This window comes from Sinorhizobium numidicum (assembly GCF_029892045.1).
GTDB classification, from domain to species: Bacteria; Pseudomonadota; Alphaproteobacteria; order Rhizobiales; family Rhizobiaceae; genus Sinorhizobium; species Sinorhizobium numidicum.
On the sequence record NZ_CP120367.1, the window covers coordinates 2,303,156 to 2,324,848 of the forward strand.

Genomic DNA, 21,693 nt, shown 5'->3' on the forward strand with positions numbered 1-21,693 from the left:
GAGGCTAGACGCCGTTGGGAGGCCGCTCCACCCCATCAAATTAAGTGTCATGCCAACCAACTGAAATCATTGGTACAGCAATCTCAAAATTAAATGCCAAGCGACACGAATCCATGGGCGCCGAATTCGTCTATCTGGACTTTGCCGATCAGAACCAGGACGGTGCGGCAACCGGCGGTTACGCGGCCCCTTCCTCGCCGGAGTTCCGCGAAAAGCAGCTTGAAAAGTTCCGCGAACTCGCGCCAGACAGTTCCCGCCGCCGCTGAAGGTCCAGGCGATCGCTGCGCAGAAACCCAAGGAAAAACCGAAGGAGCTGACACCGGAAGAACGAAGGCCCAAGATGCCGCCGCTTTCAAGACGGCAACCCGCCAGCAGATCGGCCTACTTGTCATCGGGGGGCTGCTGATGGCGCTCGTCGGCGCCTATGCGCCGCCGGCCTTCATGGGCCACTTTATCGTCTTCGCGCTTTCCTGCTTCGTCGGTTTTCAGGTCATCTGGGGTGTTTCCCATTCGCTGCACACGCCGCTTATGGCGGTCACCAACGCGATTTCCGGCATCATCATCATCGGCGCATTGTTGCAGATCGGGTCCGGCGGGTGGCTGGTTCTAGTGCTGGCGGCCATCTCGGTGCTGATCGCCACCATCAACACCGTCGGCGGCTTCATGGTCACCCGGCGCATGCTGATGATGTTCCAGAAATCGTAATTCCAAGCGGAGGCTGACCAACATGTCTTTCGGTATCCACACCGCCGCTTATATTGCGGCATCCGTTCTCTTCATCCTGTCACTCGGCGGCCTTTCCGGCCAGGAAAGCGCCAAGCGCGCCGTATGGTACGGCATCGTCGGCATGGCGATCGCCGTCATGGCCACGGTTTTCAGCCCGGGCGTCGAGCTTTCCTTTACGCTTGTCCTGATGCTCATCATCGGCACCATACTCGGCACCATCCTCGCCAAGCGCGTGGAAATGACCGGCATGCCGCAGCTCGTCGCGGCGCTGCATTCCTTCGTCGGTCTTGCCGCCGTCTTCATTGGTCTCAACTCCGACCTGACGGCGCATGAGTTCGCGACGAATGCGGAAAAGATCATCCACGAAGTGGAGATCTTCCTCGGCGTCTTCATCGGGGCGGTGACCTTCACCGGCTCGATCATCGCCTACGGCAAGCTTGCGGGAAAGATCGGCGGCAAGGCACTGATCCTACCCGGACGCCACACCTACAACGTCGCAATAGTCGCGGTTTCCGTCCTGCTGATGATGCTCTACATGGACGGCGCCGGTTCGTGGACGCTCTACCTCATGACGCTGATCGCCTTCGTGCTCGGCGCGCATCTGGTCATGGCCATTGGCGGCGCCGACATGCCGGTCGTCGTGTCCATGCTGAACTCCTATTCGGGGTGGGCGGCGGCGGCGACGGGCTTCCTGCTCGGCAACGACCTCCTGATCGTCACAGGGGCACTCGTCGGCTCTTCGGGCGCAATCCTCTCCTACATCATGTGCAAGGCAATGAACCGCCACTTCCTGTCGGTCATCCTCGGCGGCTTCGGCGGCGCCACCGGCCCGGCAATGGAGGTCGACGGCGAGCAGATCGCCATCGACGTAGAAGGCGTCGGTGCGGCACTCAACGATGCCGACTCGGTCATCATCGTTCCGGGCTATGGCATGGCGGTCGCCCAGGCGCAGCAGGCGGTTTCCGAACTGACACGGCAGTTGCGCGCGCTCGGCAAGGAAGTCCGTTTCGCCATTCATCCCGTTGCCGGCCGTCTGCCGGGCCACATGAACGTGCTGCTCGCGGAAGCGAAAGTCCCCTACGACATCGTTCTCGAAATGGACGAGATCAACGAGGACTTCCCGGAGACCGACGTCGTTATCGTCATCGGCTCCAACGACATCGTCAATCCAGCCGCGCAGGAAGACCCGAACTCGCCCATTGCCGGCATGCCGGTGCTCGAAGTCTGGAAGGCCAAGCAGGTCTTCGTCTCCAAGCGCGGCCAGGGTACCGGTTATTCCGGCATCGAGAATCCGCTCTTCTACAAGGATAATACGCGGATGTTCTACGGTGATGCTAAGGACTCCATCGGCAAGCTCCTGCATCACATCGCGGTCTAGCTCTCGCTCCTGATTGGAGGAAACCGGCATGAAAACAGAAAAGGCCTCGCTATCCATGCGAGGCCTTTTCTGTACTCCGACAAGATAAGGCATGAAGCTGCGAAATACGGGTGCCTGTCAGGCGGACCGACGACGCTCGCTTTCACCGATCGCAAAGCGCAAAACATCGACGCTTTCAGCAATCGCTGCCTTGATCTCGAGCGTATAGTCCTCGTTTTCGATGGAAATCACGTCGTCGTACCCGACCTCGCACAGGGCTTGGACGATTTCGAGCCAGCCACGCCGCGATAGACCGTGTCCCAGAGGCACGAAATTCCAAGTACGTCCCACAACCGGCACCACATGCTTGGTATCGAGCGTGCCATTGAGACGCGCTTGCGGCTCAACACGCGTGTCCTTCCCGTGGAAGTGGTAGATATTCTCCACGCCAAGTGCGCGAACGGCCGAAACCGGATCGCCTCCCATCCAGATCAGGTGCGACGGGTCGAAATTCATCCCTACAGTCGGACCGATTGCCTCACGCAGGCGAAAATAGCTTTCAGGATTATAGACACATTGGCGGCCATGATTCTCCACGCACAGGCGGATACCCTTCACTTCCGCAAACGGAGCCAGATCCTTCCAGAACGGAATGACCCTTTCCGTCCATTGCCATTCGAGCATATCCATCGCCTCCAGCGGCCAGGATGAGGTGATCCAGTTCGGCGTCTTTTCCTCCACCCCACCGCCTGGCAGGCCCGACATCATGATCACCCGTCCCACGCCAAGCTCGGCTGCAAGCTCAATCGCATCGCGCGCGAGCTGGCTGTCCTTGGGGCCTATCTCGCCCGGATGAAGCGGATTGCCTGAGGCGTTCAACGCCGAGATTTCCAGCTTGCGCTCGCGAAGCATACCCAGCAACCGGTCCCGCTCAGAGGGGCTCGCCAACAATTCGCCGATGTCGAGATGTGGCGCCGAGGACCATCCACCAAGCCCGAATTCCACGCAGTCGAGACCGAGGCTCGCCGCGTGATCGAGCGTCTCCTCCAGGCTGAGCGCTCCCAGACTGTCCGTGTTCAAACCGATCTTCATCACTTATTCCTCGCCACCAACTTTGACGGGTGCGTTTGTCATGCTTGCCTCCTGGATCGCATCGAGCACTTGCGCCGCGCGATATCCGTCTTCGATGGATCCGTTCTCGAACGGCTTGTCCTCTGCAATGGCGGAAAGGAATTCATGGATCATGAATCCGAAGGACTCAGCATATCCGATCGGCACCAGATCATGCGGCACTGCGGCAAGCTCGCCGACATAAGGCGAGGATGGCCGGTTGATCATGCGCGTGAACGGCGCGGGTCCCTTGCCGTCGAAAACGGCAAGATCGTAATGGGTCGGCAGTTCGTTGCTGAAGCGCGCCGTTCCCTTGGTTCCATAGACCTCGACCTGGATCCGGTTCCCCATGCCGACTGCCACCCGTGATGCCGTGACGAAACCTTGCGCGCCATTCCGGAACCGAAGAAGCGCGGACATCACATCGTCGTTGTCGACTTTCGCTTTCTTATCGGACAGAGCCACGTGCCCGTGCCCAGTCGCCGTCTCAGCAGGCAGAAAGCGCTCGTTTATCGATATCGTGGAAATCGCGCCGCTAACTTCGTCCACGTCGCCGAGAATGAAACGCGCAAGATCGACTGCATGCGTGCCGACGTCGAGGAGTGCACCGGGGCCTGCGCGGTCGAATTCGTATCGCCAGCTGTGCGGTAGCATCGGATCGGCGGCATAGTCGCACTGATAGAAGATGACGATCTGTACCGGCTGACCAAGTTCGCCCGCATTCACTCGGGCCCGGATATCGGTGATCGCCGGAATTCGGCGATAATTGAAGACCGTCCCGGATTTACCCGACGCAGTGAGCGCCAGATCATGGGTTGCACGAGCTTCGCGCGCGCTGAGCGCCAGTGGTTTCTCGCACAAAACATGCTTGCCAGCCTTCAGCGCCGCCTGGGTAACCTCCGTGTGCAGGAAGTTAGGCAGACAGACCGACACAATATCGATCTCCGGGTCATCGATTACCGCGCGCCAGTCATTCGCAAGGCGCGCGAACCCCCAATTGCGTGCGAGCTTTGTCGCCAGATCGGCGTTGGCGTCGCAGACGGTATCGAGCCGAGTCGACAATCCATCCACGCGAGGACCGTAGGTGCGATACCCGGAGGCATGCGCGGCCCCGATCATGCCAGCACCAATAACAGCAATTCCCTTCCCGGCCATCGGCGGTCTCCTCCCTTTAAGACGTCACTTCGGGCACAATTTCCTGTGCTCAGCCCCAGAAGGCCCGCAAATACGACGAGACGGCAACCGGTGCCTTCAGGGTGAATTGTGCCAGTTTGTAGCGGCATGACACTGCACTGTGAACGAGGATACTGATGAATTTCCATCACCGACATGGAACGCTAATGGTGTTGGGATCAAAGCGCTCTTTAAGCTGAAGCGTCCCGACGTCCACAAAGGGTCGAGAATTCGCCTTCATCCGCGTCACGGTTGGGTAGAGGGCGGAAGTCCGAGGTGAACGAGCAATTCGGCCGATATGCGCCGATAGGGCGCATTTCGGCGGCCTTCTTCAAAGCGAAGGCCTGCGGTGGCGTCACCGTCGGCACATGCGCGATGTAAGCGCCCACACTGGGCTTTGATGTGTGGGAGACGTCTCGAGTCGCAGTTCGCATCGGGGCCGCGAGTCGAAGACTCTCGTCGCGAAACGTTCCCTCGAGGTTTGTGCGGCTCGGCCTCCTGGGGATCTCCTTCATCAGTAGGTCAGTGAGAGTAGGAGTTAGTTGCTTCCGCGGCGTCTCACATATTCTCCGGCGTCACGATATCGAATGGGACGGTCCTGTGGATTGTGCTGCCCGGCGCGCCCTGATTGATCGTCTCGACCATCGTCTGCACCAAGGTGGCGGAAGTCTTCTCCAATGGATGGCAGAGGGCCGCCGTAATCAGCCCTTCGGACAGACCTTTTTGTGTCTCCGGGCCGATGTCACGGCATACCACACGGATGTTCTTGCGCCGGTCCTCGGGGGCTTCTCTCAGCGCTCGTAGGACCCCGGAGATGCCGCCCCCGACGATCAGGATGCCGACGAGGTCATCCGTTGTCGCCAACAACTCCTTGACCATCCGGTACGCCTCGCTCGGTTCCTCATGGGTGGGGCGACTGTCCTCGATACTCAGATGCGGCGCGTGTTCCCGCATGTAAGAGCGGAAGCTCGCGTCGGCGACATCCTGGCATTGGTAGCGGTGGTTACCAATGAATACAGCGATACGCCCTGGCGCGGGCGTCATGTGCCCGATAAGCCATGCCGCCGTTCGGCCCATTTTCCAATTGTCGGCTCCAACGTAAGCGGCCCTTTCCCGCGCGGATTGATCGGTAATATAGGCAGTGACGGGTTTGCGCTTATCGTGCAACTCGCGGATGGCCTGGGCGACGACCGGATGATCTGCTGCAATCACCGCAACGGCGTCACAATCTGCACCAAGCGCCTTCAGCCGGCCTGCGATGTTTTCTGGCGTTAGCAGATCTACGAAATCGATGACCGGATCGACGACCTCGTCACGTCTTGCATGGCAGGCCTCGACGATTTTCTTGCCAAAGAGCTGGTAAAGCTCACGGCTGGATTGCTGCAGCAGAAAACCAAGCCGATATTTCGGTACGGATTTGCGCAGCCGGTCCTCGATAGCGCCGACGCCGTAAAAGCCAATGCGCTCTGCGGCCGACTGGACAAGTTGCACTGTGGTGCCTTTGACCGAGGCGGTGCCGCTAAGAATCCTGTTGACTGTTGAGATGGAGACGCCTGCCTCTTTGGCGAGATCGGCGATGGTCGGCCGACGCATGAATGTTCCCCCTCTCACGGTATTTGTGTCATTATGAATGACATTACATGACACTTTTTGCATGTTCAGTATGATTTCCCATTTCTGAAATTTCAAGCAGCCGATATGTTTCTCCTCACGGTCACGCCAGGGAGGCGGGCCAAGGGAGGAGATTTAGATGATCGAATTTCGCCGTCTCGCGGCAACCGTATCGGCTGCCGCCATCATCACTTGCACTGCGACCGCCGTTATGGCTGCCAACATCTTCGTTGTGGGCGGCAAGCCGGATGATCCATTCTGGTCGATCGTGAAGCGTGGCGCCGAGGATGCCGGCAAGGTGGTGGAGGCGCAGGGCGGTAAGGTAACCTGGCTCGGGCCCCAGAACTACGACAACCTTGGGGTTGATGCAGCTGAGCTGATCCGTCAGGCCATCGATCAGGGTGCCGATGCGATCGTTGGGCCGGACTGGGTGCCGGAAGCCATGGACCCCGCCTTCAAAGCGGTCGTCGACGCAAAAATACCGCTGATAATCTACAACGCTGGCGGCATCGAAGCTGCCGATCGCCTTGGCGCGATGAACTATGTCGGTTCGAACGACTACCTGTCCGGCAAGGCTGCGGGCACCTACTTCGCCAAGCATGATCTGAAAAACGCCGTCTGCCTCAACACGCTGCCCGGTGCTGCGAACATTGAAGCCTTCTGCAAGGGCATGATCGATGGGGTCACCGAAGGTGGCGGCGTCGGCTCGTCACTGCCGCTGCCGGCAACCTCCTTCGGTTCGGCGACGGCGGTGGCCCAGGCCCTGAAGGCGCACCTGCTGCAGAACCCGGACATCAAGGCCGTATTCGCGATCGGTAACGTCGACACGAACTCGGCGGTCAACGGTGTGACGCAGGCAGGCAAGCAGGGGCAGGTGCACGTCTGTGGCATGAACATGGACGAAACCATCCTGAACAACATCAAAAACGGCACCCAGCTTTGTGCGGTCGACCAACAGGGTTACCTGCAGGGGTACCTCGCGGTCTCGATCCTGAACGCCAACGTCAATTACGGCCTCACCGTGCCGACCCGGGAAATCCTGACCGGTCCCGGCGTGATCGACAAAGCGAACGTCGAGGCCACCTTGGCCGGTGTGCAGGCGGGCGCCCGCTAAGCTTCGGCTGAGCCGTCGCGAAGCTGCCTGCCAGTGAGGCAGGCGGCTTCCAGTCTTCCAATAGTGCCGACCGTTATCGGGCTCTGGCTTCATTGGTGGTATCGAATGAACACGACAAATAGTGTCCCTGTCACCTCGGTTCCCGCAGGTGGCCAAAACATCAAAGCGACCATCGGTCAGCTTTCCCGCCGCCCTGAAGCGGGGTCGCTGTTGGGTCTGATCGCGGTCTTCGTCTTCTTTGCCCTGGTGGGCGGCAAGGTTTTCCTGTCCTCCGCGGGCTATGCGAGCTGGCTCAACGTCGCCGCCGAGATTGGTATCGTCGCGCTCCCGGTTGGGCTGTTGATGATCGCGGGGGAAATGGACCTCTCGATCGGCGCGGTGATTCCGGCGGCATCTCTGACGGTGGCCATCATTTCCGGCCACTATGGCCTTCCCGAGATTGTCGGGGTTTTCGCCGGCCTGGGCGTCGGGCTCATCGTCGGATTTCTAAACGGCTACATGGTCAATCGGACCGGGGTGCCCTCCTTGATTGTCACCATCGGTTCGATGTTTGGCGTCATGGGCCTGACTCTGGGCTTCACCGTGCTCATCGCCGGCAGCACCGGCGTGTCGCTCGTGCCGAGCCCGACCGTCAAGGCGATCCTCGGCGATTTTGTCGGCGGCATGTTCCAGGTGACGATCTTCTGGTGGGCCCTGTTCGTGGCTGCCTTCTTCTACCTGCTGCACATCTCGCCCGTTGGTAACTGGATCCTCGCTTTGGGTGGCGACAAGGTCTCGGCTCGCAACGCCGGCATCCCGACGGCCAGATTGACCATCGCGCTCTACATGCTGTCGGGCTTCTCTGCCGCCTTCGTCGGCATAAGCCAGGTGTTCGTCTACCAAAGCGCGCAGGTGCTCGCGGGACAATCGTTCATCTTCAATTCGATCATGTGCGTGGTCATCGGCGGTGTGCTTCTGACCGGAGGCGCCGGGTCGGTGGTGGGCATTGTCTTCGGTACGCTCACCTTCGCGATCGTCAACCAGGGCATCTATTTCACCGGGATCGACCCGAATCTTGGCAGCGTCATCATCGGTGCGCTCCTGCTGCTCGCGGTGATGATGAACGACAGGTTCCGGCTGATGGCGATGTCCTACGCAGCGAAGAAGAAGAAATGAGGGCGGGAAAATGAACGATTTCTCCATTGGACAATTCGTACGCCGCCCGGAATTCGGGGCCGTATTGAGCTTCGTCGCGGTGATTGCCTTCTATGTCGCTTTCGGCGGCGTTAGCCTGGGTACGCTCTTCGGCGCGGCAAGCTGGGTCAATTTCGCCGCCAATCTCGGTATCGTCGCGCTGCCCGTCGGCCTGCTGATGATCGCTGGCGAGCTTGACATCTCGATCGGCGCGATGATCCCGGCGGGCTCGATGTCGATCGCCATTCTGTCGGGCTATTACGAGTTGCCGATCGTGATCGGCATGCTTGGCGCGCTCGCCTTTGGCGTTCTCGTGGGGCTGGTCAATGGTTTCCTGGCGGTGCGCACGAGCGTGCCCTCGCTGATCGTCACGCTCGGCACGCTGGTTGCGGTGCAGGGTCTCGTCCTTGCAGGATCGGTCATTCTGACCGGGGTCGCCTCGGTTCCGCTCGAAGCGCCGGCCTGGGCGAAGATGATCTTCGGCCAACTCATCCTCGGCAAATTCCAGGTGATCATCCTGTGGTGGTTTGCGCTGACGGTGGTCTTTGGTTTCGTGCTTCACGCGACGCGCTACGGCAACTGGATCTTCGCGATGGGAGGAGACGAGGTCAGCGCCCGCAATGCCGGCATCCCGACCAAGAGGCTGAAGATTGCTCTGTTCGTACTATCGAGCACGGCCGCTTCGTTCGTCGGAATGTGTGGGGCGGTTCTGTTCAACTCTGCCCAGGTCTCCGGTGGCATGAACTACATCTTCAACACGATCGTTTCGATCGTCGTGGGTGGGGTGCTGCTCACCGGCGGCTTTGGTTCGGTCGCCGGGATATTCCTCGGCGCGCTGACCTTCGCTGTCGTCAGCCAGGGCATCTATTTCACCGATATCGACCGCAACTGGTCCAACCTCATTATCGGCGTGATGCTCATGGCCGCGGTCCTGATGAACAACACCTTCCGGCAGATGGCGCTGAGCCTCATGCCGAAGAAAAAGAAGTGAGCGTTCAACCATGTCTGACAATACTCCGATCCTTGAACTGCAACATGTCGACAAGAGCTTCGGTCCGATCGACGTGCTGCACGACATCTCGCTCACGGTCCGTGCGGGGGAAGTGCTCTGCCTGCTCGGCGACAACGGCGCCGGCAAGTCGACGCTCATCAAGACGCTTGCGGGGGTACACAAGCCGACGCGCGGCACCATTCTGATGGACGGCCAGCCGGTCGAATTCAGCGGGCCGCGCGAGGCGCAGGAAAAGGGCATTTCGACGGTGCACCAATTCGGCGGCACCTTTCCGCTGATGTCGATCGGCCGCTCCTTCTTTGTAGGAGTCGAACCGACGAAGGGGTGGGGGCCCTTCAAGGTCTATGACCGCAAGACGGCCAACGAGATTGCCGTCAAGGCCGTTCAAGACTTCGGAATCACCCGTATAGACGATGGCGATCGTCTTGTCGGGGGGCTTTCAGGGGGCGAACGCCAGTCACTTGCGATCGCCCGTGCCGTGCATTTCGGCGCCCGAGTGCTGATCCTTGACGAACCGACCGCCGCTCTCGGCGTGAAACAGGCGGCGCATGTGCTGCGGATCGTCAACGAGGCGAAGCGACGGGGCCTGGCGGTGGTGTTTATCACGCACCAGGTCATGCATGCGATGGCAGTGGGCGATCACTTCGCCGTGCTCATCCGTGGGGCGGTCGCCGCCGATTTCCGCAGGGGTGAGAAGACCCGGGAAGAGATTACCGATCTGATGGCGGGCGGGGAAACCATGGCGGACCTCGAGGCGCAGATCGAAACCTACATGGCAAGCCACGAGGGCCAACCGCCGCCGCCAGCCCAGTAATCGCTGACGGCATCACAAACGAATTGCGCAAGCGCTCAGCTTCGACAGCACCTGAAAGGACCGCTGTCGGAGGAGGGAGAATTGCGTTCAGAATCAGGAGGTCAACATGAAAATCGCACTCGACCCGTTCATGCATCGGCATCTGTCGCTTGAGGAGTTGCCCAGCAAAGTCAAGGAACTCGGATACGATTGGATCGAGCTGTCGCCGCGCGGCGATTTCCTCGAATGGTTCAAGGCGCCGCGCGTCTTTCCCGAGCGGATCAAGAGCTTCAAGAAGGCACTGAAGGAGGGCGGTGTCGGCATTGCCTCGCTTCTACCGATGTACCGCTGGGCCTCGAACGACGAGACCGAGCGCCAGGCGGCGGTGAAGCACTGGAAGCGCGCCATCGAGATCTGCGTCGAGCTGGAAGTCGACACGATGAACTCCGAGTTCGGCCGCGGCCCGCATCCCGACAAGGGCTCCTGCTACTGCTGCCACACCGGGTCGATGATCGAGGCTTGCGAGGACGCCTGGTGGCGGTCGATGGAGGAGCTTGTGCCAATCTTCGAGAAGGAAGGCATCAACCTGCATGTCGAGCCGCATCCGGAAGACTGGTGCGAGACGCTGCAGCCGGCGCTCGATATCATCCGCACGGTCAACAGCCCGCGCGTCAAGTTCCTCTACTGCGCGCCCCACACCTTCTATTTCGGCGACGACACGAAGGCGATGCTGCGCGAGGCCAAGGACGTGCTCGCCCATGTCCACGTGGGCGACACGTTCAACCACAAGGCCAGCTCTGGTCTGAGATATATCCTCAATCCGCCGGGCACCAACGCCCGGGTACACCAGCACCTCAACATCGGTCAGGGCGAGGTGCCCTGGGACGATTTCTTCAGCACCCTGGCTGAAGTGGGCTTCGACGGCATCATGACCGCCTGCGTTTTCGCCTGGGAGGACAAGGCTGACCAGAGCGGCACCTTCATGCGCACCGAAATGCAGCGCTACATCGACAAATACTGGGGGGCAAAATGAGCCTTAAAGTCGGCATCATCGGCACGGGTATGATCGGCCAGGATCATATCCGCCGCCTTACGAAAGTCCTGTCCGGCGTTGAGGTCGTGGGGGTCACCGACATCGACCAGGCCCGAGCCGCTGCCGCCGCCCCTGAAGTAGCGGAGGTGTTCGCCACCCCCACGGCATTGATCTCTTCGGAAAAAGTGCAGGCGGTGGTCATCTGCTCCTGGGGACCCGCGCATGAAGAGCAACTGCTCACCTGCATCGCCGCCGGCAAGCCGGTGTTCTGCGAAAAGCCCCTGGTCACATCCGAGGCGGCCGCGCTTCGCGTGATGGAAGCCGAAGTGGCCTTTGGCCGGCGTCTCGTGCAGGTGGGCTTCATGCGCCGTTTCGATGCCGATTATCGCCGCCTCAAGGCCGTAATCGACAGCGGCAGACTTGGCGCGCCGCTCCTGTTCCATTCCGTGCACCGCAATGCCTCGGTGCCCGAAGGTCTCTACACGTCGGAGATGCCGCTGAACGACACGCTGGTGCATGACGCAGACATCGCCCGCTGGCTCCTGTCGGACGAAGTCACTGGGGTCGAGGTGCGCGTCCCGCGCCGCTCCTCGCGTGGTGGCGAGTTGCGCGACCCGATCTTCGTGCTCTTGCACATGGCTTCGGGCGTTCTGGTCGACGTCGAGATTTCGGTGAACATTGCCTACGGCTACGACATCCGCGGCGAGGTCAGCTGCGAGACGGGCGTCGCCGCACTGCCGAACCGCCCGGCAACTCTGATTTCGGATTCGAACGGCATCCGCCAGGCGATTCCCGAGGACTGGCGCGAACGCTTCATCGAAGCATACGACCAGGAGTTCCGGGAATGGCTCGTGGCGGCCGCCGCAGGCACCGCGACCGGTCCATCCACCTGGGATGGATACGCGGCCACGCTGGTGGCCGATGCCGCTCTGCGTGCGGTCAGTGGCGGCTTTGAATCAATCAACTTGATAGCAAAACCAAGCCTTTACGGGCCTCCGACCGCCATGGCGGCGGAATGAACCGGCGGGCCACTTCAGGAAAGATGATCGGATGATCAACGGAGAAAGAACGATTTCCCGCCCGCTGCGCTGGGGCATGATCGGTGGCGGCCGCACCGGCCAGGTCGGCTACAAGCACCGCACCGGTGCACTCAGGGACGGCACTTACCAATTGCTCGCTGGTGCATTCGATCTCGATGCGGAGCGGGGGCGCGATTTCGGTACCAAGCTGGGAGTGGCCGCGGACCGCTGCTATGCCACTTACCAGGAACTGATCGCGGGCGAAGCAGGGCGTCCCGACGGCCTCGAGGTCGTGTCGATCGCCACGCCCAACTTCACCCATTACGAGATCAACAAGGCCTGCCTAGAGGCCGGCCTGCATGTGATCTGCGAAAAGCCGCTCTTCTTCACCGTCGCCGAATGCGAGGAGATCGAGAAGCTCGCCAATGAGAACGGCCTGATCGTCGGCGTCACCTACGGCTTCACCGGCCATCCGCTGGTTCACCAGATGGCGGCCATGGTCAACAAGGGCATGCTCGGCGATATCCGCATCGTCGACATGCAATATACCCACGGCTTCAATGCGGGCGACGATGTTGGCGCCGGCGAGGCCGTTAGATGGCGCACCAATCCGAAGACCGCCGGCCCCACCTTCGTCCTCGGCGATATCGGCACGCATCTCTACTACCTGTCCGAGATCGTGCTGCCGCATATGAAGATCGAGAAGCTGCTCTGCGATCGCAAGGCGTTTATCCCGACCCGCGCACCGCTTGAGGACCATGCCACGGTGCTGATGCACTACGACAACGGGGCGCGCGGCCGCCTCTGGGTCTCGTCCGTGGACGCGGGCAACATGGGTTCGCAGCGCTACCGCTTCGTTGGCTCCAAAGCCTCCGTCGAATGGTCCGACAGCCGTCCCGACCAGTTGATCTACGAAGTCCAGGGCGAGCCGAACCGCACCCTGCATCACGGCATGCCCTATCTCGAGGAAGAAAGTCTTGCGGTCGACCGCATGGGCGCGCTGCACACCGAGGGCCTCGGTGACAGCTGGTCGAACATCTACCTGTGGATCGCGCAGGCGATCGACGCCAAGAACCGCGGCGACGAAGCCTTCCTGAAAACCCACCACTACCCGGGCATCAGCGCCGGCACCGAAGGTGTCCGCTGGCTGGAGAACTGCGTCCGCTCGGCCGACGCCGGCTCCGCCTGGGTCGATTTCAAGTAGCTCCTCCCCAACTGGGGCGCACTGAAGTGCGCCCCCCTTTTTCGGACAGAGACAAGATGAAACTTTCGATTTGCACAGATGTCATGGGCAATCTCTCCTTCACGGAGATGCTCGACAAATCCGTTAAACTCGGCGTCGAGGGTATCGAGATGACCGGCGGCGGCTGGTCGCGGGCGCCACATTTCCGGGCCGACGAGCTCCTGGCAGACAAAGCGCTCCTGAGGGCGAAGCTGAGGGAGATCGAGGCGCGCGGCCTTGAGATCGCGGCCCTCAATTGCTCGGCCAATCCGCTCGATCCGGGCGAGATGGGCAAACGCCACCTGAAAGAGATGAAGGACACGATCCGCCTCGCCGGCGAGATCGGCGTCAAGACCATCGTGACCATGTCCGGTCTGCCTGAAGCCGCGCCTGGCGACGTGGTCCCCAACTGGCTCGTCTACACCAAGAGCTGGCCCGACGAGATGCCCGAGCGAGACCGCTATCAGTGGGAAGACCGCGCTTTCCCGCTGTGGCACGATCTGGTGAAGCTGGCCAAGGAGGCCGGCGTCGAAAGATACGCGCTCGAAAACTTCTCGGCGATGCTCGTACGGAATCCCGAGACGCTTTTCCGCCTGCGCAACGAAGTCGGCCCGATGGTCGGCATGAACCTAGACCCGTCGCATCTGATGTGGATGGGAGCCGATCCGATCGCGTCCGCTCGTGCGCTCGGCAACGCGATCCACCATTGCCACGGCAAGGACACCCGTATCGAGCGCGGCCTCGCAGACGTGAACGGCCTTCTCGAACTGAAGGAGGTCACCGACGTCGCGAACCGCAGCTGGAACTACGTTGCCGTGGGCGCGGGCCGTGATCTGCAGTGGTGGAAGGAGTTTTTCTCGGTCGTGCGCATGTGCGGCTACAACGGCTGGGTAAGCCTCGAGATGGAGGACTTCACCATGTCTACCGAGGCAGGCATCACCTCTTCCGTCGATGCCCTCAAACAGACCATCAGCCGGTAGCGGCCGATGAGCGTGGGTTGCGGAACAGATGAGGAGAAGGCGGTTGCCTCCTCATCAGGTCCAGGAGGGGACAAGCATGCCGCCGAAAAGTCTCTCGGAACTGAAACAGATAATCGCGTCGAGGAAGCTTGTCTTGCCACCCCAGCTCGAACGCGTTCTTCGCGGAACGCTGGCCAAACCCGACATTGTCGCCTTTGGGACCGCGAGATCCGTCGCGGCCGCGTGTTCAGTCTCATCGACCACCGTGGTCCGGCTTGCCAGCCTTCTAGGTTTCCGCACGTTTAAACAATTCCGGGAGCTTTTCCGGCACCACCTCAGAGAAACTTCGCTTTGCCCCCAACACCGGACGTCGCCAGCGCCGAAAGTTCGCTGCGTCTGAGCGGCGACGAAAGAATCAATGACTGGCAGCGCAGAAGAGGAAAACATGACCAATCTGACCCACTCATCCGCTCGCTGCCGTCACCGCGATAGATCTCGCTTTCCAGTTGCGCGAGCCGGCCAGCGTCCCGTCCACCTCGACCGGTTTCTTTTTCGTCGAGATGGCAGATCGCCTGAGGCATCGCGACCATTTGTACGACATCGGCTCAATTAGGACGCTGAACGAAAGTCAATAGCGGCCGTTGACGCACGAACCGGACTTCGGCGGGTGTGTTCTCGTTATGTACTTCAAAGATCGCATAATGTATCAATCGGAACCCGTCTGTAAGACGTCGGTCTTAATCCGATTCAGCATCCCGCATTATCTTGTATGGGTCAGCGCCGATCGCTCTGCTTACCTTGACGAACTCCGCTGCATCGAGGCGCCGTTCCCCCAGCTCGAATTTGGACACAAAGGTTTGACGCTGGCCAATCCGCTGGCCCAACTCCGCCTGCGTGACGTTTGCGGCCTTTCGAGCCGCGATGAGGCCGCCGATCATTCGGCCGTAAACAATCGCGTGAAAAGAGGACAATTTCGATCGCCAGTTGGTTAGAACCAGCGATCTCAATAAACCCGCTTTTCGAGTACCCCAAAACAGGGTATTAATTGAGGCGCACGGTAGGAAACACGGCCGGAGTCATCCATGGAACTGCGCCAGCTGAGCTATTTCGTTGCGGTTGCCGAGGAGCTGCACTTCGGTCGGGCGGCGGCACGGGTGCATATCGCCCAGCCGGCGTTGAGCAATCAGGTGCAGGCGCTGGAGAAGGAACTCGGCGTCCAGCTTCTCACCCGCACGACGAGACGGGTGGCGCTGACCAGGGCAGGGGAGGTGTTTCATGATCGCTGTGTCCGGATCTTAAGAGATGTCGATCTCTCCACCGAAGCCACCCGCTCGGTCGCCGGCAGAAACGTCAAGATCAATCTCGGCTTCATAAGGCCGGTCGAAAACATCGGCGCCTTGCGCTTCTTCTCGATCGCCCAGGAGCGTTATCTGTTGGCGGTGGAAAAGCAAAGCCCGCTTGCCGCTCAAAGCGAGATCGGCCTTGAGGATCTCAGAGACCAGAAGATCATCTCCTTTTCCAGGGCGAACCTCTCCTATACCGAGCGCTATTTTACGGAAAAGTTCGAAGAGCACGATCTGACGAAAAACATCGCCTATAGCTGCGACGACAGCTTCTCGCTCGTCTCGCTGGTTTCTGCCGGCCTCGGCATCGGCTTTGCGCCGGAATGGACGCAGGATCTGCCGAACCGCAATTTCGAGCTCCGGAAGGTGAGGGGCGTCGACTTCCGCATCGGCCTCGGCGTCGCCTGGAACAAGGAGGACCCGACCGCCTCGCGCGACGACATCATCGACATTGCAAGATCGCTGGCGCGGCCGGGAAGGTGAGGGGAGGCGGTCTTCGCTCGCTCAAACGGAGCAGCTTGCCGGGCGCAGTGGTCCCGGTTTTTGCATTCCGGGCGGCTGCTCACGTTAAAACCTGCGGCTGCCCTCATAATCGATCAAGTGCGCGCGAACTGGCTTCGGCACTGCGGCGCCTCTGCCTCGTATGTCCCCTTCTTTCTGTTGGAGTGGCTTGCCGCTGGGTCTGATGAAGACCTCCTCGCGACAACATCTGTCGCCCGTGCTTCTGGACAATTGAGCGGAGCTTCAGTGCGGGTCCGCTCGGCGCTTGGCGCCGGTCTCCCACTTTTGAACTGTGGACCCTTTGGTATTTAGATATCGTGCGAACACCCGTTCAACGCCCGTGAGCGTTCGTACGAGTCGGGAATTCGCGATTCAGGGAACTTCAGGCGATGCGGCAGCACTAGTGAACGGTCAACCGGCGCCGACAAGGTGAAGACGATTTTTCGGCGACGAGGATGTAAGTTCGGCAGCCTAAGAGTTCCACTTGCGGCGGGTCACATTTCCGGAATGACCTTCGCCGATCCCAGTGCAAGAGTGTTTGTGTTTCTTGCTCAAAAGATCGCATGACGGCTCATCGGGGCAGACACGCGGATGTTGGCCCGCGGCGGGGCTGTAGGTCTCGAGTCCAAGACGAGGGGCGATATCCCTTACTCCCTTGCGGTGAACACGGTGCACTAATCGCCGCAGAAAATGCGGAGAATACTGTTGCAATGCGGAGATTAAAGGCCATATTCACCGCAAAGGACGCGGAGAATGTTGAGCTATATTCACACCCTGAACGGCTGGCCGAGATTTGGCTGGAGCAACGATGCTCTGGCAGGGCCGTTAGCGGCGGTCCGACATCAGCTTCGGATCGTGGCTGCAGAACGCAGCGCCCCGGCTTCACCGCAACAAGCTCGCCACCGCACTGGCCAACAAGCTGGCGCGCATCGCCTGGAGCGTGCTGCGCAACGACAAGCCATTCGACAGCCATCGCCACGAGGCCATGGCCATCTGAGCCGACGCCTCGACCAAGTTCGCGACTGAGGAGAAAGCATGGACCGGATCGATGAATGCATCCAGAGTCTGACGACCCTTTTGGTTGTTCGCCAACCTGTCCGCTAATGAGACCAAAGGTGCGTGCGTATTCCCCATCAAGGCCATGGCCCGCGAGCCGATCGACAGGCCGGATACATATGAGCGACTTCCGCTATCCCTGCACGCCTCACTTGCGAAAGGCAGCCGGTCCATACAATGGGGTCGGAAGCGGCAATCGCCCAAGCGCATAGGTGCGCGTTCACCAGTCTGGTGCGGATGACCTGCTTCATTGTCCGGGTGCGCGCGATCTGCTATCATTTTAGTTGTGGCTAATACGGCTCGGAACAGCCGCAGGCCGTACCATGACAACGATGAACTCGATCCGGGAGAACGGCCATGAAAAGGCTTCTAACGGCCGCTGCGCTTTTGGCGGCGAGCAGTTTGGTTGCAGTTGTGCAGGGCGCGGCCGCCGACGACGCTGCACTGATCAAAAGCGCTGAATCCGCGGCGCCCACTGCGGTAGCAAGCGGCGCTGCTATCCACGCTATGGATGAGAAGGGTGCTATGCGTACGTTGAGAGAAGGCACGAATGGTTTCTGGTGCATGCCGGACAATCCGGTCACGCCTGGCCAGGACCCGATGTGCGGCGATGCCAATGCGATGGAATGGGCGATGGCATGGATTCAAAAAAAGGAGCCGCCGAAGGGCAAGGTGGGCTTCATGTATATGCTGGCCGGCGGCACCGACGCGAGCAACACCGATCCTTATGCGACGAAGCCTGAAGCGGGTAACAACTGGGTGGAAACCGGCCCGCATGTCATGATCGTCAATGCGACGGACATGATGCAAGGCTATCCGACGGATCCCAAACCCGACACATCCAGACCATATGTGATGTGGGCGGGCACTCCCTACGCCCACCTTATGATACCGGTGAAGTAGCAGAAGTTAAAACGCCGCGCGGGCGCGCGATTGTTTTCGCCCGCGTGTCCCGACAATGACAAACATATGCTTCCGCGGCCTTCAATCGAGGGTTTCGGCGGCCGGTAGAATTTATGGATCAAGGTAGCTCGAAAGCCCGCTCCGTTTGACAGCGACGGGAGGCGGCCAGCCCAGTGCAACGTCTCCTAAGTTCGAGAGCAGCTCTACCTCCACAAGCTTCGACGGTCGCAGCGAGGGATGTTCTCGTTCCGTGCTCGAAAGATCGCATAATGTATTGAAGGGAAACTGCCGGCGCGCGCACCGCGATAATTGGGCTGCTGATTCACCGTCGACCCAGGGCGGATGTTCGCTTCTCATCGAACAGGCGAGGGAGTTAGGCGTCACAGTCCGCCACTGATCATTCTGTCAGGGGCGCCGTTCACACCCGACTGCAGTTTGCGCCAAGCGGTTGGCGGCATGTCAAATGTGCTTCTGAAGGCCCGGTTGAAGGCGGCTTCCGATTCGTAGCCAATTTCAAAGGCAATGCGAGCGATGGGTTCGTGGGAGCCCCTCAGTCGTTGTGCCGCGACCTGCATCCGCCAGTTCGCCAGGTAGCGCATCGGCGGCTCGCCCATGAGGCTTGTGAATCGTTCGGCAAACGCGGAGCGCGACAACCCGATTTCCTGGGCGAGTTCCTCGGTCGTCCAGCGGTGGGTCATGCGGCTGTGCAGAAGCGCCAGCGCCCGCCCAACCGCGCGGTCGCGCAGGCCGGCGAGCCACCCGCTCGCCTCCGGTGGAAGTGACCTCGCATAGCGGCGCACTGCTTCCACGAACAGCAGCTCGGCCAGTTTCGCAAGGACCGCCGGCGACTCGATCCTGCCTTCTGCTAGCTGTTGCGCGGCAAAGCGGAACGAACTCTCAATCCAGCTGCCGGAGGCTCCCTCTTCGACGTCAATTTTGAGCATCCTCGGCAAGATGCCACAGATCGTCGCATTGGGCGTATCGGTGCCGAGATAACCGCACAGGATTTGGGTCCGCTCGCCGCCGCCTCCGTAGACGATGCGAGCCAATCCGCCTGCTGCTGCGGGCTGGATTAGGAAATGGGCGTTAATCGGCCTGAGATTGGCCGCACTACCGATGACGTGCTCGTCGTTGCGCGGCATCAAGATGATCTCGCCGGCTTGAACCGGAACCGGTGGATGCCCGTCCGTCTGCAGAATGAGGCGACCGGCGGTCACGTAATGATAGGCGATCAACTGAGCCGGCGGCGGCATGAAAGGGCCGCAGTCCTCTGGCGCGATCTGCGAAGTCACACACCAGGGCGCGGTGAACTCCGCCTCGAGAAAGACTCCCCCGGTAAGCTGCATCGTCCGGCAGATGTCCAGCAGCGCATCCATTGTCCACCCCGTTGTCCGGCGGCTCGGACAAGAGAACCGGCGTTCCGGTCATTCTCCAGGAACGCGAGTTGCATCATAACCGATAGCGCAAAGACAGTAACGAAAATACGCGCGAAGAGGCCGCGATGGGGTAGTGGTCGCCGACCGCATCCGCGATTACGCATCTCTGTCCCGCAGCGGAGGACATAAACGATGAGCGATTTTAGACATCGTCTGCCGCAGCTTGGTGGAGACATCTTTTTAACCGACGCCGGAATCGAGACCAGATCGATATTCCAGGACGGTCTCGAACTTCCTCATTTCGCGGCCTTTCATCTGCTCCGGGACGAGAAAGGCGCGCAAGCACTGCGCGACTGTTATCGCCGCCACGCGGAAATCGCGCGAAAGAACGGAACCGGCTTCATCCTGGAAAGCGCCACCTGGCGGGCGAGCCGCGACTGGGGTGACAAGCTCGGCTATTCCGCGCAGACGCTCGATGAGGCCAACCGCAAGGCGATCGCCCTCCTGCGCGAGTTGAAGGCCGAGTTCGAGACCGAACGCTCACCGATGATTATCAGCGGCTGCATCGGTCCCCGCCGCGACGGCTACGATCCCGGCAAGGTGATGAGCCCGGAGGAGGCTCAGGCCTACCACGCTCGGCAAGTCGGCGTCTTCGCGGAATCCGGCGTCGATCTGGTCACCGCCATCACCATGACCAATACCAACGAAGCGATCGGCGTGACCCGGGCGGCGCAGGCTTTCGGACTACCGGCCGTCATTTCCTTCACGGTGGAGACCGACGGGCGCCTCCCCACGGGCGAGCGCCTTCAGGACGCCATCGAGGCCGTTGATCGGGCGATCGGCAACGGGCCGGAATACTTCATGATCAACTGCGCCCATCCGACCCAATTCAAGAACGTGCTTGATGGCGGAGCCTGGGTCGAACGGCTGTGCGGGATAAGGGCCAACGCCTCGAAATGCAGCCATGCCGAGCTCGATGCCGCGACAGTACTCGATGACGGGAATCCGATAGAGCTCGGCCTGCAGTACCGGGACCTGCGCCGTTGTTTCGGGCACATCGAGGTGCTCGGCGGCTGCTGCGGCACCGATCATCGCCATACCGAGCAGATCCGTATGAGCTGCATGGAAGCCGCGTGACGCGGCCTAGGATCGGAAGGGAACGAGCGCGGCTCCGAAAGAATCTGAGGCGGGAGTTCGGCCTGAGTCCAACGGTCCTAAACCTCAGAACCACACGTCTAGGGAGAATGCCATGAGCGAAAATTTGAGGTCATACACCGTCACACTCGGCGACGGCCTTTCGGTCCCATGCGTCGAGCACGGCGATCCCGCCGGGACGCCGCTGCTTCTCTTGCATGGTTATTCCGATAGCTGGCGCTCGTTCGAACCGATGCTGTCGAAGTTTCCGGCTTCGATCCGCGCCATCGCGTTTACGCAAAGAGGGCACGGCGAGGCAGATAGACCGGCCAACGGCTACTCGCCCGAAGATTTCGCGGCGGACGCCGTGAGACTGCTGGACAGGCTCGGCATTTCCCGCGCAGTCATTGCCGGTCACTCCATGGGCAGTTTTATCGCACAACGCATCGCTATCGATTACCCGGAGCGTGTCTCCGGACTGGTCCTTATGGGCTCGTTCCCGACCGTCATGGGTAACGCCGTTGTGGACGAACTCTGGCGGGAAGGGGTTTCGCAACTCGAAGATCCGGTACGAAGGGATCTCGCGTGCGATTTTCAACGTGGCACGGTCAACCAGCCAATCCCGGATGAACTCCTTGAGACTTTCATCAGCGAAAGCCTCAAAGTCCCCGCCAGGGTATGGCGCGCGGCGTTACAGGGGCTGATGAACGCCGATCATACGCGCGATCTCCCGCGCATCGGGGCTCCCACACTCATCGTATGGGGCGCCCACGACAACTTCTTTCCGCGGTCGGACCAGGACAAGCTCCTGGGCGTGATCCGGAACGCCGAATTGTTGCTGTACGAAACGGCCGGTCATTCGTTCCACTGGGAAGAGCCCGAGCGTTTCGCCCGGGACGCCGCGGCCTTCGTCGAGACGGTGGCGGCGTCGCGAGTAGCCGCCTGAGCACGCGCCACCTGACTAATTGAGCCTCGTGGCTTGGCGGCGGGAAGCTCAGACCGTTAGTCGATCGTCCGTCTTCGGCGCCGGCGTCCATCGCTCCGAGGACGGAAGGTCACAACCAAAAAGGAAGAGAAC

At 60.6% G+C, this 21,693-nt stretch carries 20 protein-coding genes and 2 pseudogenes; 15 read left to right on the forward strand and 7 right to left on the reverse strand.

What is annotated here, in order from left to right; all coding sequences use genetic code 11:
- Window positions 1-95 precede the first annotated feature (95 nt).
- Window positions 96-705 (forward strand): annotated as a pseudogene (locus tag PYH37_RS10950) (proton-translocating transhydrogenase family protein); the annotation flags it as partial.
- A gap of 22 nt (window positions 706-727) precedes the next feature.
- Window positions 728-2,104, forward strand: coding sequence for an NAD(P)(+) transhydrogenase (Re/Si-specific) subunit beta (locus PYH37_RS10955; RefSeq protein ID WP_280731430.1), 1,377 nt, complete (start codon window positions 728-730; stop codon window positions 2,102-2,104).
- 117 nt (window positions 2,105-2,221) lie between these two features.
- Here PYH37_RS10955 and PYH37_RS10960 read toward each other — a convergent pair whose 3' ends face one another.
- The 3 genes from PYH37_RS10960 to PYH37_RS10970 form a co-directional block, all read right to left on the reverse strand.
- Window positions 2,222-3,175 carry a sugar phosphate isomerase/epimerase family protein gene (locus PYH37_RS10960; protein WP_280731431.1) on the reverse strand — a complete coding sequence of 318 codons (954 nt, stop codon included), beginning with the start codon at window positions 3,173-3,175 and terminating at the stop codon, window positions 2,222-2,224.
- Between the two features lie 3 nt (window positions 3,176-3,178).
- A complete protein-coding gene (locus PYH37_RS10965) occupies window positions 3,179-4,348 on the reverse strand; it encodes a Gfo/Idh/MocA family protein (RefSeq protein ID WP_280731432.1) in 1,170 nt (389 codons plus the stop codon).
- Window positions 4,349-4,924: 576 nt separating this feature from the next.
- Window positions 4,925-5,959 (reverse strand): LacI family DNA-binding transcriptional regulator, encoded by a 1,035-nt coding sequence (locus PYH37_RS10970; protein WP_280731433.1) that lies wholly within the window; start codon window positions 5,957-5,959, stop codon window positions 4,925-4,927.
- 157 nt (window positions 5,960-6,116) lie between these two features.
- On the opposite strand from PYH37_RS10970, the gene PYH37_RS10975 reads away from it, so the two are divergent.
- The 9 genes from PYH37_RS10975 (at window position 6,117) to PYH37_RS11015 (ending at window position 14,702) form a co-directional block, all read left to right on the forward strand.
- Entirely contained in the window at window positions 6,117-7,091 is a 975-nt protein-coding gene (locus tag PYH37_RS10975; protein ID WP_425336057.1) for a sugar ABC transporter substrate-binding protein, read from the forward strand.
- Window positions 7,092-7,196: 105 nt separating this feature from the next.
- Window positions 7,197-8,246 carry an ABC transporter permease gene (locus PYH37_RS10980; RefSeq protein WP_280731435.1) on the forward strand — a complete coding sequence of 350 codons (1,050 nt, stop codon included), beginning with the start codon at window positions 7,197-7,199 and terminating at the stop codon, window positions 8,244-8,246.
- 10 nt (window positions 8,247-8,256) lie between these two features.
- A complete protein-coding gene (locus tag PYH37_RS10985) occupies window positions 8,257-9,255 on the forward strand; it encodes an ABC transporter permease (RefSeq protein WP_280731436.1) in 999 nt (332 codons plus the stop codon).
- Window positions 9,256-9,265: 10 nt separating this feature from the next.
- Window positions 9,266-10,090: an ATP-binding cassette domain-containing protein gene (locus PYH37_RS10990; protein ID WP_127677175.1), complete on the forward strand. Its 825-nt coding sequence runs from the start codon at window positions 9,266-9,268 to the stop codon at window positions 10,088-10,090.
- 106 nt (window positions 10,091-10,196) lie between these two features.
- On the forward strand, window positions 10,197-11,102 hold the full coding sequence (locus PYH37_RS10995) for a sugar phosphate isomerase/epimerase family protein (protein ID WP_280731438.1): 906 nt from the start codon (window positions 10,197-10,199) through the stop codon (window positions 11,100-11,102).
- Window positions 11,099-12,121 (forward strand): Gfo/Idh/MocA family oxidoreductase, encoded by a 1,023-nt coding sequence (locus tag PYH37_RS11000; RefSeq protein ID WP_280731439.1) that lies wholly within the window; start codon window positions 11,099-11,101, stop codon window positions 12,119-12,121. Before PYH37_RS10995 ends, PYH37_RS11000 begins: the two co-directional genes overlap by 4 nt.
- Before the next feature lie 31 nt (window positions 12,122-12,152).
- The gene (locus PYH37_RS11005) at window positions 12,153-13,325 is read left to right on the forward strand and encodes a Gfo/Idh/MocA family protein (RefSeq protein ID WP_280731440.1); all 1,173 of its coding nucleotides are present in this window, start codon (window positions 12,153-12,155) and stop codon (window positions 13,323-13,325) included.
- A 56-nt stretch (window positions 13,326-13,381) separates the two neighbouring features.
- A complete protein-coding gene (locus tag PYH37_RS11010) occupies window positions 13,382-14,323 on the forward strand; it encodes a sugar phosphate isomerase/epimerase family protein (protein ID WP_280731441.1) in 942 nt (313 codons plus the stop codon).
- A 76-nt stretch (window positions 14,324-14,399) separates the two neighbouring features.
- Window positions 14,400-14,702, forward strand: a complete 303-nt coding sequence (locus PYH37_RS11015; RefSeq protein WP_280731442.1) for a MurR/RpiR family transcriptional regulator — start codon at window positions 14,400-14,402, stop codon at window positions 14,700-14,702.
- Here PYH37_RS11015 and PYH37_RS11020 read toward each other — a convergent pair.
- Window positions 14,638-14,892 carry a hypothetical protein gene (locus PYH37_RS11020; protein ID WP_280732542.1) on the reverse strand — a complete coding sequence of 85 codons (255 nt, stop codon included), beginning with the start codon at window positions 14,890-14,892 and terminating at the stop codon, window positions 14,638-14,640. The two genes, PYH37_RS11015 and PYH37_RS11020, sit on opposite strands and share 65 nt — an antisense overlap.
- A gap of 147 nt (window positions 14,893-15,039) precedes the next feature.
- A complete protein-coding gene (locus PYH37_RS11025) occupies window positions 15,040-15,240 on the reverse strand; it encodes a helix-turn-helix domain-containing protein (RefSeq protein WP_280731443.1) in 201 nt (66 codons plus the stop codon).
- A gap of 144 nt (window positions 15,241-15,384) precedes the next feature.
- Here PYH37_RS11025 and PYH37_RS11030 point away from each other — a divergent pair, with 144 nt between their 5' ends.
- On the forward strand, window positions 15,385-16,128 hold the full coding sequence (locus PYH37_RS11030; protein ID WP_280731444.1) for a LysR family transcriptional regulator: 744 nt from the start codon (window positions 15,385-15,387) through the stop codon (window positions 16,126-16,128).
- Window positions 16,129-16,345: 217 nt separating this feature from the next.
- Here the strand turns inward: PYH37_RS11030 and PYH37_RS11035 are convergent.
- Window positions 16,346-16,473 (reverse strand): annotated as a pseudogene (locus tag PYH37_RS11035) (helix-turn-helix domain-containing protein); the annotation flags it as partial.
- A 1,131-nt stretch (window positions 16,474-17,604) separates the two neighbouring features.
- On the opposite strand from PYH37_RS11035, the gene PYH37_RS11045 reads away from it, so the two are divergent.
- Window positions 17,605-18,105 (forward strand): hypothetical protein, encoded by a 501-nt coding sequence (locus tag PYH37_RS11045; RefSeq protein WP_280731445.1) that lies wholly within the window; start codon window positions 17,605-17,607, stop codon window positions 18,103-18,105.
- A 380-nt stretch (window positions 18,106-18,485) separates the two neighbouring features.
- On the opposite strand, the gene PYH37_RS11050 is transcribed toward PYH37_RS11045, so the two are convergent.
- A complete protein-coding gene (locus PYH37_RS11050; RefSeq protein ID WP_280736681.1) occupies window positions 18,486-19,481 on the reverse strand; it encodes an AraC family transcriptional regulator in 996 nt (331 codons plus the stop codon).
- A 192-nt stretch (window positions 19,482-19,673) separates the two neighbouring features.
- Here PYH37_RS11050 and PYH37_RS11055 point away from each other — a divergent pair, with 192 nt between their 5' ends.
- Window positions 19,674-20,618, forward strand: coding sequence for a homocysteine S-methyltransferase family protein (locus PYH37_RS11055; RefSeq protein WP_280731446.1), 945 nt, complete (start codon window positions 19,674-19,676; stop codon window positions 20,616-20,618).
- A 112-nt stretch (window positions 20,619-20,730) separates the two neighbouring features.
- Complete coding sequence (locus PYH37_RS11060; RefSeq protein WP_280731447.1) at window positions 20,731-21,561, forward strand: alpha/beta fold hydrolase; 831 nt, start codon at window positions 20,731-20,733, stop codon at window positions 21,559-21,561.
- Window positions 21,562-21,693: the final 132 nt, after the last annotated feature.